We start from the raw sequence: 15071 nt of genomic DNA, 5'->3' as shown, positions 1-15071 counted from the left end.
TTTTACGGAGGAATATATGCAAAACGATTTTTCGTTCTGCCCGAACTGCGGCGGCAAAAAAATCGAGAACGTGAAGATGCGGAAATGGCGATGCCCCGACTGCGGGTTCACCCTGTACAACAACGTCGCGGCGGCTGTCGGGCTTATCATCAGGCTCCCCGACGGGCGCGTTCTTTTTGAGAAGCGGGCGAAGGAGCCGCGCAAAGGGTTCCTCGCGCTGCCCGGCGGATTCGTCGACCCAGACGAGAGCGCGGAGGAAGCGTGCGTGCGGGAATGCCGCGAGGAAATCGGCGTGGAGCCGGAAAAAATCCGCTACGTGGCGAGCTTCCCGAATTCATACGAGTACAAGGGAATCCTCTACAAAACATGCGATTTGTTTTTCGAGGCGGAAATCCCCGAAGGCGCGGAGCTGAAGGCGCAGGAGGGAGAGGTTCTCGCGTTCGAGCCGATGCGCGCGGGAAGCGAGGACGAGATTGAGCGGATTCCGCTCGCGTTCGAGTCGGCGAGGCTCGCGCTGATGGAAAACATCGGAAAAGGAAGGAAACAATAAATGATAGTAATCGAAAACGTTGTCACGGCGGCAATCGTCGCATCCGCACTGCTCGCGCTTGCAGCCATTATCGCGACCATCCCGCTCCGGACGAGGCGGATTCTCTCAAAAAGCGGGAAGATGATACTGCCGCTCGAGAACGGCGTTCCGGTGAAGGTCATCGGCATGTTCATTCTGAGCGCGCTCATTATCGCAATCATCCCGATGAGGAATTTCGCGCCGTACATACAGGTCGTCATCGCGCTCGCAGCGCTGCTGGCGGCGTGGATGGCGGCGAAGGAAGCCTCGGGGCTGGGAAAGGCGGGCATATACGAGGACGCGATAATATGGGGGACGGAATTCATCCCGATGGACGACATCCTTTCGATTCCGACGCTCGCATACGAGAACGACCCCGAAACGGTCGGCGTGGACATGACGGCGATAGAGATAATCAGGAAAAGCTCCGCCGCGACCGTCACGCTCACGCTCGGCACGGAGGAGAAACGCGCGGAAACGCTCTCCGCTATCCTGCGCCGCCGCCCCGACCTCAAGACGGAATAGCGCGGTTCCGCCGCCCGCCGAAAAACGGCATCTTTCGCGAGGCACAGAACACCCCAATGTGCTTCACCTTTCGAAGCACCAACAATTTTTGAGTTCGACTTCGATAATCTTTCCACGGATTCCGTATTTGTTTTTCAAATGCCCTGTCTGAAAAACGGTTGATGCCGGGTTTTCAGGCATTTCGTGGTTCAGCATCGAAATATGGCAGCAGAGCGCAGCCGAATGCGCTCATAAAAAGCGAAAACGGTCATTTCGGCAAGCCCGATGACCGTTTTTTTTATTTCAGCACACATATCGCTCCATCTTCATTCAGCGCATAGAGATTCCGAATCAAATCCGGAATGACAATCCCGATTTTTGCAAAAAGCAAAAAAAAAGCGGGCGAATGGAACATTCGCTCGCTTTGCAGGCGTCTAGCAGAATCGAACTGCTGCATAATGGTTTTGCAGACCACTTCCTTACCACTTGGATAAGACGCCGTAGATGAGCGGAACTATATACGATTTCTGTTTTCTTGTCTAGTGATTTTCGATATACTTTCGAAAAAATTTCAAAGACACAATACCGGACAGAAAATCGTGAAAATTGCAAAGAAACTATGCTCCGCGCTCGCAGCGCTCGCACTCATGACGCCCCTTTTCCCCGAAATCCCGGACGACGCCGATTTCTGGAGCGATTACCCCAACGCGGAGCTTGCCGACTTCCTCGTCTCGAAGATGGACGACGGGGAGCTTCTGTCGCAGATTCTGATGTTCGGCTGGGCGGGAGAAGAGCCGAGCGACCTCCTGAACAGATGGATTTCCGAGCGGGGACTTGGAAGCGTGAAGGTGTTCGGCTGGAACACGGACGACACGGACAAAGTCGCCGAATCGATATCGGAAGTCCAGGAACGCTCGCAGAAACGGAAGCTCAAGATTCCGCTGTTCGTCGCGACCGACCAGGAAGGCGGCTGGATTCGGCACGTCAAGGGCGACACGACGGAGACGCCGGGAAACATGGCAATCGGGGCGTCGGCGCTTCCGATGGACTCGTATTATTCGGCGTACTACATATCGCGCGAGATAAACGCGCTCGGCATAAACATGAATTTCGCGCCCACCGTCGATTTGTACACGAACATAAATTCGTCGGTCATCGGCTCGCGCTCGTTCGGGGAGAACCCCGACTTCGTGGGAAAGCTCGGCTCGGAATTCGTGCGCGGCTCGCTCGATGCGGGCGTTATTCCGACGGCGAAGCATTTTCCCGGTCACGGAGACACGTCTCTCGACTCGCACGGCAAGCTTCCCGAGATAAGCGCGGACTACGAGACGCTCAAAAAACGCGAGCTGATTCCGTTCAAATACCTCATCGACAAGAAAATCCCCGCGATAATGAGCGGGCACCTGAGCTTCCCGAACATAATCGGAAACGGCGAGCCGGCATCGCTCTCGCACAAATTCCTCACGGAAATCCTTCGCGGCGACTTGAAGTACGACGGGCTGATAATCACGGACGACATGATGATGAACGGCGCGACGATGTATGCGGGAAGCGTCTCCGCGGCATTCACGGCGGCAATCCGCGCGGGAAACGACATCATCCTCTCTTCCACGACGGCGGAGCTGAACGAGAATCTTTGGACGCGGAACATCGCCCTGATGAAAAGCGACGGCGAATTCCGCGGGTCGGTCAAAGACGCGGCGCGGCGCGTGCTCCGCGCAAAGCTCGAATACTTCAAGTCGCCCAACGCCGCCCCGCTCCACCCCGACCTCAAGACAGTCCACGAGCGCGTCCCCGACAAGGACGGGCAGAAATTCTTCCTGTCGCAGGCGTGCCGCTCAATCACCGCATACAAAACGGGCAACTTTCCTTACAAGAGGAAGGAAGGAGAGCGCGTCCTGCTTGCGGGCCAGACGCAGTTCGACAGTTTTTTCACGGAGGCGCGCAAACGGTACGGGCAGGACTGCTCCCAGTTCAAATTCGACTACGAGCTCGGGCCGATTCAGACCGACTGGATGGGGAACCAAATCGAAAAGCTCGCGCTCGGCTACGACACGATAATATTCTGCGTCGCCAACGAGAGAAGCTCCGAAATCGCGATGAGGCTCAAGAAGCTGCACGGAAAGAAAGTGATAATACTCTCGATTCTCACGCCCGTCCCCGTCCTCGGCTTCGACTGGGCGGACACGATTCTCTGCGGGTACAGCTGGTCGAAATACTCGTTCAAGGCGCTGTTCGGCGCGCTCAACGGCGAATTCACCCCGAGCGGAATCCTCCCACTCCCGCAATAGCCTCGAAATGCCCAGAAACGGCTTTCCGCGCTGTCAAAAACTATAAAATAGTATTGACAGCGCATTAAAAAATGCACAATTTTTATGATTTTGCAAAAAATAAAAAGTAAAAAAGAATCTTATTTATATAAAATCATACAAAAATATCTTTTTAGTCAAAAGATGCGCCGTCTTATCAATTTTAAGTACATGGTACAGTATCCTCGATTTTAGGAAAAACAAAATTTCACAAAAAACAGCTTTAGCACAATCAAAAAAAGTTCCTAAAAAAATGGAGGAAAATCATGAAAAAAGAGAAGGTATCGCTTAAAAAACGGCTTCTCGCCGCTTTCTGCGCGTTCGCCATCTGCGGCGGCGGATTCCTTGCATCGTGCTCGGACAGCAGCGACGACAACGATAGCACCGACGACAATCAGGAAAACAATCAGCCGGAAAGTTCAGTTGTCACATTGAAGTCTGGTTCGACAACCGTTTACTCTGGAACAGACATAAACGCTGCATGGGCTGCAATCGGTTCAAGCGGCGACTATGTGCTTACGCTGGAAAAAGGCACCTACAGCGTAACTGAGGGAACTCAGCTTTCTTACAACGGAGCTGCAAACATCAAGATTTCCGGCAACACTACAACCGAGTATGGTGCCGATGTCATCATCAGCGGAAATCCGAAAACTGCTTCTCAAAAATCTCGCGAACTTGTTTATCTTCCTGCTGGAAGCACGGGCAATTTGACTCTTGAAAATGTCCGCATTGTGAACGAATACGGAACAACTACAGGAGACGCACAGGCAGAAGTTCTTGCAACAGACGGAAGCGGAAATCTTGCCGCTTATAACTGTTCATTCATTTCTGGACAGGACACGCTCCGCACTGTCGCAAAAGCATGGTTCTACAAATGCTACATCGAAGGCGATGTTGACTTCTTGTGGATGGAAACAACGGGAACTGTTGCCTTGTATGAGGAATGCGTACTTCATGCAATCAGCTCAAGAACAACAAAAGCATACTTTGCTGCACCTCGTGCTGCTCTTACTTCAAAAGTAGGAAAGGGTCTGGTAGTTTACAACTCAAAACTTGAGGCAGACTCTGGACTTGAAAAACTCTATCTTGCCCGCAATCCTTGGGCATCAAGTGCTCTTTCAAGCTATTACAACAATGTTGCCTTTGTTGGAACTACAGGCGATGTTACGCTTACAGATTTGTGGGCAAGTGATTCTAACGGAACGACTGACAAACAGTACATCGGTTTCAAGGCTGATTCTAATTTCACCGCTTCTTCAACAACATACGGTGCTGTTCTTTCTGACAGCGTGAAAACTGCCGAGTACGCAGGCCGCCGCAACATCTTGAACCGTGTGTATAATGTTTCTTCTGCAAAATATCAGAAAGATTCTGAGACATCTTGGGATATTGATTCAGTTATCAGCGCAAACAACTGGACTGTAACAGAAGACACTTCTAAAGACCTTCTTGACGGTGAGACAGAGATTCAGTCAACAACTTATGATTTCTCTACAGAAAATAGCGGAGCTTATACAGACTCAACAGTAACTATCGATGGATTCAGCTATCATTCTTCTGGTACTGCAGCAGGAGTAGCGACAAAAACAATTACAATTCCGTTGACCGGAAAAGCTGTTGTTACTGTAAAAGGTTGTTTCGGCGGTTGGGGAACAATCAAGGCTGGTTCACAGGGTGAAGGTGTCTATAACATCAACTCTGGTTCAACATCTAAATATTTGGAATGTGGCTATGTGGTTTATGATGCTTCAGCAACTTCTGTTGTAATTACGGCTGCCACAACATCTTACATCAAATCAATCACTGTTGAGTATGATGATACTCTTTCATTCGTACCTGTAACAGGAATCGCAGTTGCTGCTGCTTCAAGTACATTCACAGTTGGTGTCGCAAACACGATGAAAGCAACAGTTACGCCTGATACGGCTTCAAACAGTGCTGTAAAATGGACTTCTTCTGATGAAACAGTTGGTACAATCGATGAGTTCTCAGGCGAAGTAAAATTCCTCCAGGCTGGAGATGTAACATTCACCGCAACTGCCCGAGATGGAAGCGGCAAGACTGGAACGATTGCTTGTTCACCGGAAGCTGCTACTTGGACAAGTGCTGAGTGGTATTACACAAAAGATGCCAGCTCATCTGCAACTGCTTCTGGAATTGGTGCTGATTCTTCGAATGTTGCTGGCGAGAATGTAAGTGTGTTCACATTCACTGCTTATTCAGGTATTGCTTTGGGCGGAACGGAAACAGTATCAACAATCTCTGGAGATAAAACAGTTTCTATGGGATTGAAAATGGACGGAAACGGAAAATTCACATTTGCAGTTACAAAAGCCGCAACCCTTAAATTGAAGCAGGCTTATATAAAGACTGATTCTAAAGACTACAATGGATATATAACTGTTACAAGTTCTGATGGAACAGCAACACTTGTTTCTGGTGCAACTTCAACAATTTCTGCGGATACTGATTATGAATGGACTTTGACGGCCGGAACTTACACTGTTGCAAGAAATACTGGCAACACAAGCCCAATCATTTACGCAAGAGTTGACATTTCAGAGTAAGATTGAGTTTATATCGCACCGCAGCGATTAACCTGCGGTATCATGCACACAGGGATTGCGTTAGCAATCCCGAATCCGTGTGACAGCAAACACAGCCCGCTCTTTGTCAGGCAACTGGCAGGGAGCGGGCTGTGTTGTTTAAGAGAAAATACCGATTTGAAAGGTCAATTGATTTTAGTATGCGATGTGCTATAATCAAAACAAAGAGAATCCACGGCACCGTGGCTCGCCTCCTCTGTGACTAGAAGCCTACCTGGAAGCTGCTACACTTGGGTAGGCTCATTTTTTTCACCAATTCAATGTTACTTGAAGAGGTTCAGTGCGGTAACAATCAAAGTCAAAATAGCAACGATCAACATCGCTTTTTCATACTTGCTCATGCTACGCAGTCCTCCCATTCAAAGAAATGAGAGGCAAGCTACCCTGTGCCGGGATTTCCCCCGATGAAGACAGTCTAGCGGAATTGCGGAGTGTTTTTCAATGCTGGGAGACGGCGGCGAGCGGGCCTCTGGAACTTTGACAAAAGGAAGATTTGTGGTAGATTAGAGAAAGAGGAAATCCACGGCACTGTGGCTTGCCTCTTTTAGGTTGAAAAGCCTATCCGAAGCTTGCTACACTTGACGGGTAGGCTTTATTTTTTCCAATTCAAATGATTATTTGAAGAGGTTCAGTGCTGTAACAATCAAAGTCAAAATAGCAACGATCAACATCGCTTTTTCATACTTGCTCATGCTACGCAGTCCTCCCATTCAAAGAAATGAGAGGCAAGCTACCCTGTGCCGGGATTTCCCCCGATGAAGACAGTCTAGCGGAATTGCGGAGTGTTTTTCAATGCTGGGAGACGGCGGTGCGCGGGCCTCTGGAACGCTGATGAAACTTTGACAAAAGGAAGATTTGTGGTAGATTAGAGAAAGAGGAAATCCACGGCACCGTGGCTCGCCTCTTTTAGAACGAAAAGCCTATCCGAAGCTAGCTACACTGGGGGTAGGCTTTATTTTTGCCCTACAAGAAAAACTTGAAGAGATTGAGCGCATCTATAATCAAGCCAATAATCGGGACAATCGCAAGCGATTGTCTACGAGTTTGCAAGCAAACTCGCAGTGGAGAAAGCAGTGCTGAGAGGCAAGCCACCCTGTGCCAGAGATTTCCCCGATGAAGACAGTCTAGCGGAATTGCGGAGTGTTTTTCAATGATGGAAGACGGCGGTGCGCGGTGCGGTGTTTCGACTTCGCTCAACAACCGTCACGGCATTTCCCCCGCGACGCGTTCTTGCGCTGCGGGGGATTTTTTTGCCACGCAGCCGCCATCGCTTCAATAATACGAAATCTTGAACGTGCCGAAATCGGAAAAGCCGCAGCGCTTGTAGAGGGTGCGGGCGGCGATGTTCTTTGGCTTGACGAAAAGGACGACGCGTTTTCCGGCGGCGCGCTTCTCGGCGACGATGCGTTTTATGAGGAATTCGGCGAAACCGTTTTTGCGGAACGACGGGACGGTGAAGACGCCGCCGAGCTGGACGCAGTTCAAACCGGTCGCATTTATCGCGCCTTTCGCGACAATTCTGTTGTCGAAAAAAGCCGCGTAGACGTTGTTCTCCGAAATCGCCTTCTTCATGATGAATTTGCTCGCCAGCGGGTTGAACCGCTGGTTGTCGAGGAGGACTTCCTCGCGCTCGTACGATTCCTGAAGGACCATCAGCGGGTCAAGGAGGTTAATCGAGCACGTCCCGGCGCACACGGAGCGCATTCTCCCGTCGCGGATTTTCAGGCCGGAACCGGCGGACTCAGTTCCAGGAATATGCTCCATCAAAAGGAACGACTGGCTGCTCGAAGGAAGCTTGCGCGTCGCTAGGTATATCGCCGAAAGGATGAGGTTCGTCCCGGACTCGTCGCCGATTACGCTGAAAAGCCCCGAAAGGTCGAACGTCGAGAAATAAATCCGCAAAAGCGCAAGGTATTCGTCATAGCGGCGGACGGAATCGGGAATGCAGTGCAGAATCTGCCCGCCCGACGAGTACGAAAACACGCCGAGAATCTCGCGGGAAGAGCCGAGGATACAGAAAATTCCAACCTCGCGGCGGCCAATCCTGTCGACAAGTGAGACGCAGTTCTTTTCATACGGCAAAAGGAATTTTACGACGGCATCGATGACGGCCGCTTTCGGATTCTTTCCCAATGACAGCACAAGCATTTCCTCTGATTATCGGCACGTCGCGCCGATTTCCCGTTGCACGCGCGCGCATAAAAAATCCCCCGCCAGACGCACCGTCGGCGGGGGAAATTCAGCATGAAGCGAAATCAGTTCCTGAACGAATGGATTGGCGCGGGAATGCGACCGCCGCGGTTGATGAAGTCGGCGCACCCGAAGCGGCTGACAGGAAGAACGGGGCAGCCGCCGAGAAGCCCGCCGAATTCGACCCAGTCGCCGGCTTTCTTTCCGGGCGCGGGGATGAGGCGGACGGCCGTCGTCTTGTTGTTGACCATGCCGATGGCGAATTCATCCGCCATGATTCCTGAAATCGTCGTCGCGGGAGTGTCGCCCGGAATAGCAATCATATCGAGACCGACAGAGCAGACGGTCGTCATCGCCTCAAGCTTCTCAAGGCAAATCGAGCCCTGCTTGACGGCGTTTATCATTCCCTCGTCCTCGCTCACGGGGATGAACGCGCCGGAAAGCCCGCCGACGTTCGTGCTCGCCATGACGCCGCCCTTCTTTACCATGTCGGTGAGCATCGCGAGCGCCGCCGTCGTTCCCGGAGCCCCTGCCCCGTCGAGACCGATTTCCTCAAGGATGCGCGCGACGCTGTCGCCGACTGCCGGAGTCGGCGCGAGGGAAAGGTCGAGGATTCCGAAATCGACGCCGAGACGTTTCGCCGCCTCCGTGCCGACAAGCTGACCGAGGCGCGTGATTTTGAACGCCATCTTCTTGATTCCCTCGGCGAGCTCGTTTATCGGCCTTCCTTTGTACTCGCGCGCGGCGGCAAGGATGACGCCCGGCCCCGAAACGCCAACGTTTATGACGGAATCAGCCTCTCCCGGCCCGTGGAACGCGCCCGCCATGAACGGGTTGTCCTCGGGCGCGTTGCAGAAGACGACGAGCTTCGCGCAGCCGTTCACCGGAAGGTTCTTGGAAACTTCGGCAGTGCGGGAAATCGTCTCGCCCATGAGCTTCACCGCGTCCATGTTGATTCCCGATTTCGTCGAGCCGACGTTCACGCTCGAGCAGACGAATTCAGTCGAAGCGAGCGCCTCCGGAATCGAGTCGATGAGGATGCGGTCGGCGGGCGTGATTCCCTTCTGCACGAGGGCAGAAAATCCGCCGATGAAGTTGACGCCAAGCTCCTTCGCGCATTTGTCCAGCGTCTTGCAATACGGAACGTAGGATTTTTCCCCGCTCGCCCCGGCGACAAGCGCAATCGGCGTCACGGAAATGCGCTTGTTGATAATCGGAACCCCCAGCTCCTTCTCGATTTCCTGCCCGACGCGGACGAGATTCCCTGCCTTGCGCATTATCTTGTCGTAGATTTTCCTGTTCGCGCTTTTGTAATCGGAATCGGCGCAGTCGAGGAGGGAAATTCCCATAGTCACGCACCTGACGTCAAGATTGTGGCGAAGGAACATGTTCACTGTTTCTTCTATTTCGTTCGGTGAAAAAAGCATACTCAGCCTCGGTGAATTGATTTTTGACGATTCTAGCAGAAATCGCAATCCAATTCATCCGCCCCGCCGCCCGCCACGACGCAACCGCGCACATGGACGTGCGCACAGCACTCGGCGCGAACTCGGAACGAGTTCACGCGACATCCAGACGACACGGATGTCGTCTGGATGTCGGAATGTTACATTTTTCTTGCTGTTTACTCGCCTTGACTGTCGGAATCTGTCAGTTTATTATTTTCAAAATCGCATCAAGGAGCTGTTTTTATGGCAAATGCAGTGGCAAATAACGGATTCAACCTGGACAAACTTCCTGTTTTCGTCCAGCTTTTGATAGGAATAATCGCGCTTCTTATAATCGCGGTAGTCGGATTCTCGCTTTTCTTCGCAGTGGACATTCTCCTGCTCGACTTCGACCCGATCGGAAAGGTCATCTCCGCAATCGCAAGCGCGGCACGGGGCTGATTCACTCGAACAAAAAAAACTGCGGCTGACCGCAGTTTTTTTTTGCCCGGGCAGGCTTTTCAGAATCGCCGCGTCCAACAGACAGAACGCGACGAATGTGGCGGCGACGAAGTTATCGGGCTGGGCTGATGATTTCGTACATCGGCTCGGAATCAGGCTTCAGCTCAAGGATGTGCTTCTCGCACGGAAGGACTTCCGACGCGTCGTGCGTCACATGGAGCAGCGTCGTCGTCCCCGTCTCCGCGACGGTCTCAAGCAGGTCGAGGATTTTCCGCCTGTTGTCTTCGTCAAGGCCGTGGCACGGCTCGTCGAGAATCAGTATCTTGGGGGATTTCACCGCGGCGCGGACAATAAGGATTGCGCGCTGCTCCCCGTAGCTCAAGTTCCCGAAGCTTTCCGAACCGCGCCCCTCGAACCCCGCAAGCTTGAGCCATCTGCGCGCCGCTTGAACCTCGACGTCGGTGCGCTGCTCGTACAGCCCGATTGAATCGCGGAAACCGGAAATGATGACGCCCTCCAGGTCTGTTCCCGCGACCATGCGGTATTCGACGTGGAGACGGTAGCTCACAATCCCCAGATTCTTCTTTATGTCCCAAATCGACTCCCCGCTTCCCCGTTTGTTCCCGAAAAGCCAGACGTCGTTGCAGAAAACCTGCTTGTTGTCGCCGGTGATAAGCTCAAGGAGCGTCGTCTTTCCGCTTCCGTTCGGCCCGCGGATAAGCCAGTGCTCGCCGGGAAGAACCGTCCACGAAAAATCGCGGAGAACGCGCTTTCCGTCCCAGCCGACATTGACGCCGCTCATCTTCACGAGCGTGGCGCGCCCGTCGATGACGGAATCGCCGGTGCGCTCGTTCTGGAGGCATTCAGTATCGGCGGAAATCGAATGCAGCTCGTCGAGGAATTCCTTCTTCTCCTTCTCGCGCTCCGCCGCCTTGCCCGACTCCCGCGCGCGCAGAAGCTCCTCGTAGTCCGATTTCGTTCCGCAGAAACTCACCTCGCCGCGGGAAAATTCGATTACGTTCGTTATCGTCTCGGGAATTTCGGAATAGCGCTCCATGGAAAGGATAATTCTTGTCTCCCCGCCTCGTTTTCCAGCGACGCTCTGGAAGAACCCGAGCAGAATCGAGCGGCTCTGCACGTCGAGACCCGCAAACGGGTCGCTCAGGATAAGAAGCTGTTTTTTCGAAAGAAGCGCGCGGCACAGAAGCGTCCGCCTGATTTCCCCCGTGGACATGAGGCGGAGCCCCCGGTCGAGGATTTTCTCGATTCCGCAAAGCCTGATTTCGGGAAGCGCCTCGAGTTTTTCGGCAATCGGAGGAAGCGGCAGGTGGCGGTGCTTCGCGTCCGGGCCGCCCATCACCTCCGCGATGAACCGCCGTCCCGTCCGTCCCTCGTCGATTTTGTCCATGTATTCAGTCTCGTCGAGCTCGCGCTCCTGCTCTATAAGGCGGGCAGCAACCTCAAGCGAGACCGTCTCGACGGAATTCTCGAATTTGTTCTCGAAGACGGAATCGGGCCCGTTCGGAACAATTCTCCGCAAGCCGGAAAGCGCCTCGACAAAAGCCGCCTTTCCGCCGCCGTTCGGCCCGATGACGAGCCACGACTCGCCTTCCTTCATTTCCCACGAAAGATTCTGTATAAGCACGCGCCTCGAATCCTCGACGCGGCAATCCTTTATTTTTATGTATTGCTCAAGCATGGGCACAATTATATTGAATAGTCCCGCGCTCGTTAATAAACCCCGCTCGCGAACAGCCCGAATCTTTGCCGCGAATGATTCCCATCATGGCATTTTTTGTGCGCATTCGTGATAAAATAAAGGGGCGGAAGGTCTGCAAAATCCATTTCCACGATTTTTCCGCACGATATTCAAAACAGAAAAATAAAAAAGCAAGGAGCAGCAGGTGAAAAAAATAGTTTCGATTGCGGCGGCGGGGATTCTCGCACTGGCGGTTGGCGCGGAGCAGTCAAAGGATTACGTAAAGACGGAAATCACGTCGAAGGACAGGGCGATGCCGACGTTCTACGAGTCGCTCAGGGAACGGATGCCGTTCTCCCTCGGCTGGAAGGACGGCGCGAACCCGAAAAAGTGGCGGAAGGCGGGACTTGCGAAGGCGCGCGAGATTATCATCCAGGAAAACGACACAACGCCGTTCGAAATGGCGGAGCTTGACGAGGAGCGGCGAGACGGGTACACGGCGAAGCGGATTGTCTTCAACATTTCACGGGACAGCCGCGTTCTCGCGTACCTTCTCGTTCCGGACGGAGCAAAGAACGCGCCGGCAGCGCTGATGCTCCACGCGCACGGCTCCGAATTCAGGATAGGAAAGGAGCAGATGGTCCGCCCGATAAACGCGACCGACATGGAGGAGCTTCCGGACGACGCGGACGAGGAGCAGAAAGCCGCCGCGAAGAAGCTCAACGTGGCGCTGAGCTGGGCGAGCAAATACTACGACGACGAGGACAACGAAGGATGTTTCCCCGGCGATGAGCTTGCAAAGCGCGGGTACGTCGTCCTTGCGATTGACGCGCTCGGATGGGGAGACCGCGGCGTCGACGGGTTCAAGACGGACAGCCAGCAGGCATTGGCGAGCAACCTGTTCAACCTCGGGACAAGCTTTGCCGGAATCATCGCGCAGGAGGATTGCCGCGCCGCGAAATTTCTCGCGTCGCTCCCGATGGTCGACAAGAAGCGAGTGGCGGCAGTCGGTTTCAGCATGGGCGCGTTCAGGGCGTGGCAGGTTGCCGCGATTTCCGACGACATAACGGCCGGAATCGCGAACTGCTGGATGGCGACGATGAAAGGGCTTATGGTAATCGGGAACAACCAGCTCAAAGGACAGAGCGCGTTCTCCATGCTCCATCCGTTCATCGCGCGCTACCTCGACTATCCCGACGTGGCGGGACTCGCCGCCCCAAAGCCGATGCTTTTCTTCAACGGGACGGAAGACCCGCTCTTCCCGGTCGAATCGGTGAAGGAATCGTACGCGAAAATGCACAAAATCTGGACGGCGAACAAGGCGGACGAAAAGCTCCACACGGAAATCATCGAGGGCGTCGGGCACGAATTCCGACCCGCGCAGAGAAAATCGGCGTTCGATTGGCTTGACAAGCAGTTCGGAAACAACTGATTCTTGCCGATAAATAAGAGAAACATGTTCCGGAACGCTCGCTTCCGGGCGTGTTTTTCCAGCAGCAGCATGCCCAATCAGGACCACTTATTGAATTTTGCCTAAAAAGCAGGCCCGCTCGGAAACTTCAGTTTCGGAACAGGCTGCCTTGAAATGCGACGTTCAAAACCGTGCTGTCCGTACATTTTTTGAACTCGTCAACCTGAACGGTAACGAAGTTATCGGACAGGTCTAGTTACAAGGTCCGGAAGGTGACGCAATGTTCCTGAAGGCCTATTTTGGAGGATTTTATGAAAAAAACGGCAATCGCGCTCTCCTTCGCATTGGTCGCGGTGAACGCTTACGCTTTCGACCCGGACGCAACGCTCAAGACAGTCGGGTCAATCGCGGAATACACGAAGACGGAATATTCGATTACGCAGAAATTCGGAGATTACTACCGCTCCCCAAAAGCGAAATTCGTCCATTCATACGCTTCCAACGGAAAGGAAGCAGAAACGTCCGAGCTTACCACGCGCGATTCGCTCGTCGACAAAATCGTCTACGGCTATGACGCGCAGGGGCACGTCGTCTCAAAAGTGTGCACGGACGCCGACGGAAAAGTGAGCTGGAAAGTCGTCTCCGCATATGACAAATCGGGGAACAAAATCGACGAGTCGGAATACAACGCCGGCGACATCCTCGTGAACCGCTCGATATGGAAGTTTGCGGGCAAGCAGTCGGAGGAAGCGCTCTACAACACGGACGGGGCGCTGCTCGGAAAGACGATAACGAAATTCGACGAAATGGGACGCAAGCTCGAGGTCTCAATCTACAACGCGGACGGATTCCTCGACGAGAAGCAGAACTACACGTACAACGACGCGGGAAAACTTTCCGAAGTCGTGCATTCGGCTCCGGACGGAAAACAGATTAAGAGAATCGTATACCGCTTCGACTCATCGTATTCGGTCACGGAGAAGCAGACGTACAACGCGGAAAACAAGCTTTCAGTGCGCGAGATATTCAAGTACGACTCGACGGGCAACGTCTCAAAAGCGACGACGTATTCAGTCGCGGAGAAATTCGGCGGAACGGTGAACGAACTTACGGGAATCTGCGAGTATTCGTACAAATACGGCGCAGGCTCGGCTTCCCTGACGACCGTTTCCGACACATCTTCCGCCGCGGACGCTGCTGTCGGGACGGATTCCGCAAGCGACGCAAAATAACGTGATGATGCGGGCTGCGACAGGAAGTCGTTCCCCGCATCAATCGACGAGGAAAGGATAATCGAATGAAACATATCGGAATTAAACTTGCAGACGGCTCTTTCTACCCGATTCTTGAGGAAGGCGAAAAGGCTAAGCGTATTCTCGATTTGACGACGGCGCAGGACAATCAGGATGAAGTCCACGTCGATTTGTACAGTTTCGAAATGAACGACGACGGAACGACGTCAGACGAAGAATACATGGACACGATAACCGTCCCGAACCTGAAACCGCACACGAAAGGCGAGCCGAACCTCCAGCTTTCAATCGGAATCGACGAGAACAACGAGCTTTCCGCGGAGATTCTCGACAGCGAGACAGGCTCCAAAAGCGAGAAGCAGGTCAACCTTGCGCAGCGGAAACCGGCGGAAAAATCGGAAATCGACGCCGCCGAGCTGACCGACCAGCTTACGAATTCCGAGATGACAATCAACAACCTCGGCATAGAGGAGCCGAAAATCGATGATTCCATAATCGAGGACCCGAGTTTCGAGGAAGTGAGTCTCGACGACATCGGAGAATCAAACGGCATTGTCGCGGACAACGAAGCGGGCGATGACCTCACTCTTCCCGAAAACGACGACTCGCTTTCAGACGACGACTTCAGCCTTCCCGAGATGG

Annotated in this window: 10 protein-coding genes, 1 tRNA gene and 1 pseudogene; 8 read left to right on the top strand and 4 right to left on the bottom strand. The window is 53.2% G+C overall.

The features are described from left to right. Positions 1-16 precede the first annotated feature (16 nt). Positions 17-550, top strand: coding sequence for an NUDIX hydrolase (locus tag TRESADRAFT_RS03320; protein WP_002702859.1), 534 nt, complete (start codon positions 17-19; stop codon positions 548-550). Beyond that, positions 551-1093 carry a hypothetical protein gene (locus tag TRESADRAFT_RS03315; protein WP_002702857.1) on the top strand — a complete coding sequence of 181 codons (543 nt, stop codon included), beginning with the start codon at positions 551-553 and terminating at the stop codon, positions 1091-1093. A 407-nt stretch (positions 1094-1500) separates the two neighbouring features. Here TRESADRAFT_RS03315 and TRESADRAFT_RS03310 read toward each other — a convergent pair. Beyond that, positions 1501-1572, bottom strand: a tRNA-Cys gene (locus TRESADRAFT_RS03310). A 147-nt stretch (positions 1573-1719) separates the two neighbouring features. On the opposite strand from TRESADRAFT_RS03310, the gene TRESADRAFT_RS03305 reads away from it, so the two are divergent. Both TRESADRAFT_RS03305 and TRESADRAFT_RS03300 read left to right on the top strand, forming a co-directional pair. Beyond that, the gene (locus TRESADRAFT_RS03305) at positions 1720-3363 is read left to right on the top strand and encodes a glycoside hydrolase family 3 protein (RefSeq protein ID WP_141607089.1); all 1644 of its coding nucleotides are present in this window, start codon (positions 1720-1722) and stop codon (positions 3361-3363) included. A 284-nt stretch (positions 3364-3647) separates the two neighbouring features. Continuing rightward, on the top strand, positions 3648-5948 hold the full coding sequence (locus TRESADRAFT_RS03300) for an Ig-like domain-containing protein (RefSeq protein WP_002702853.1): 2301 nt from the start codon (positions 3648-3650) through the stop codon (positions 5946-5948). Between the two features lie 1311 nt (positions 5949-7259). Here TRESADRAFT_RS03300 and TRESADRAFT_RS03295 read toward each other — a convergent pair. Further along, entirely contained in the window at positions 7260-8135 is an 876-nt protein-coding gene (locus TRESADRAFT_RS03295; RefSeq protein ID WP_002702851.1) for a GNAT family N-acetyltransferase, read from the bottom strand. Between the two features lie 107 nt (positions 8136-8242). Continuing rightward, entirely contained in the window at positions 8243-9604 is a 1362-nt protein-coding gene (locus tag TRESADRAFT_RS03290; RefSeq protein ID WP_002702849.1) for a PFL family protein, read from the bottom strand. Positions 9605-9868: 264 nt separating this feature from the next. Between TRESADRAFT_RS03290 and TRESADRAFT_RS03285 the strand changes: the two genes are divergently transcribed. Beyond that, the gene (locus TRESADRAFT_RS03285) at positions 9869-10066 is read left to right on the top strand and encodes a hypothetical protein (RefSeq protein WP_002702847.1); all 198 of its coding nucleotides are present in this window, start codon (positions 9869-9871) and stop codon (positions 10064-10066) included. Positions 10067-10178: 112 nt separating this feature from the next. Here TRESADRAFT_RS03285 and TRESADRAFT_RS03280 read toward each other — a convergent pair whose 3' ends face one another. Next, positions 10179-11765, bottom strand: coding sequence for an ATP-binding cassette domain-containing protein (locus tag TRESADRAFT_RS03280; RefSeq protein WP_002702845.1), 1587 nt, complete (start codon positions 11763-11765; stop codon positions 10179-10181). 205 nt (positions 11766-11970) lie between these two features. On the opposite strand from TRESADRAFT_RS03280, the gene TRESADRAFT_RS03275 reads away from it, so the two are divergent. The 3 genes and pseudogenes from TRESADRAFT_RS03275 to TRESADRAFT_RS14910 all read left to right on the top strand — a co-directional run. Next, the gene (locus TRESADRAFT_RS03275; protein ID WP_002702843.1) at positions 11971-13197 is read left to right on the top strand and encodes a dienelactone hydrolase family protein; all 1227 of its coding nucleotides are present in this window, start codon (positions 11971-11973) and stop codon (positions 13195-13197) included. Between the two features lie 290 nt (positions 13198-13487). Continuing rightward, positions 13488-14408: a hypothetical protein gene (locus TRESADRAFT_RS03270; RefSeq protein ID WP_002702841.1), complete on the top strand. Its 921-nt coding sequence runs from the start codon at positions 13488-13490 to the stop codon at positions 14406-14408. Between the two features lie 65 nt (positions 14409-14473). Further along, positions 14474-15071 (top strand): annotated as a pseudogene (locus TRESADRAFT_RS14910) (hypothetical protein); the annotation flags it as partial.

The sequence above is a fragment of the Treponema saccharophilum DSM 2985 genome (assembly GCF_000255555.1).
Taxonomy (GTDB): Bacteria; Spirochaetota; Spirochaetia; order Treponematales; family Treponemataceae; genus Treponema_D; species Treponema_D saccharophilum.
Note: the sequence above shows the minus strand (reverse complement) of the source record. Positions and strands in the feature narration are given on the sequence as shown.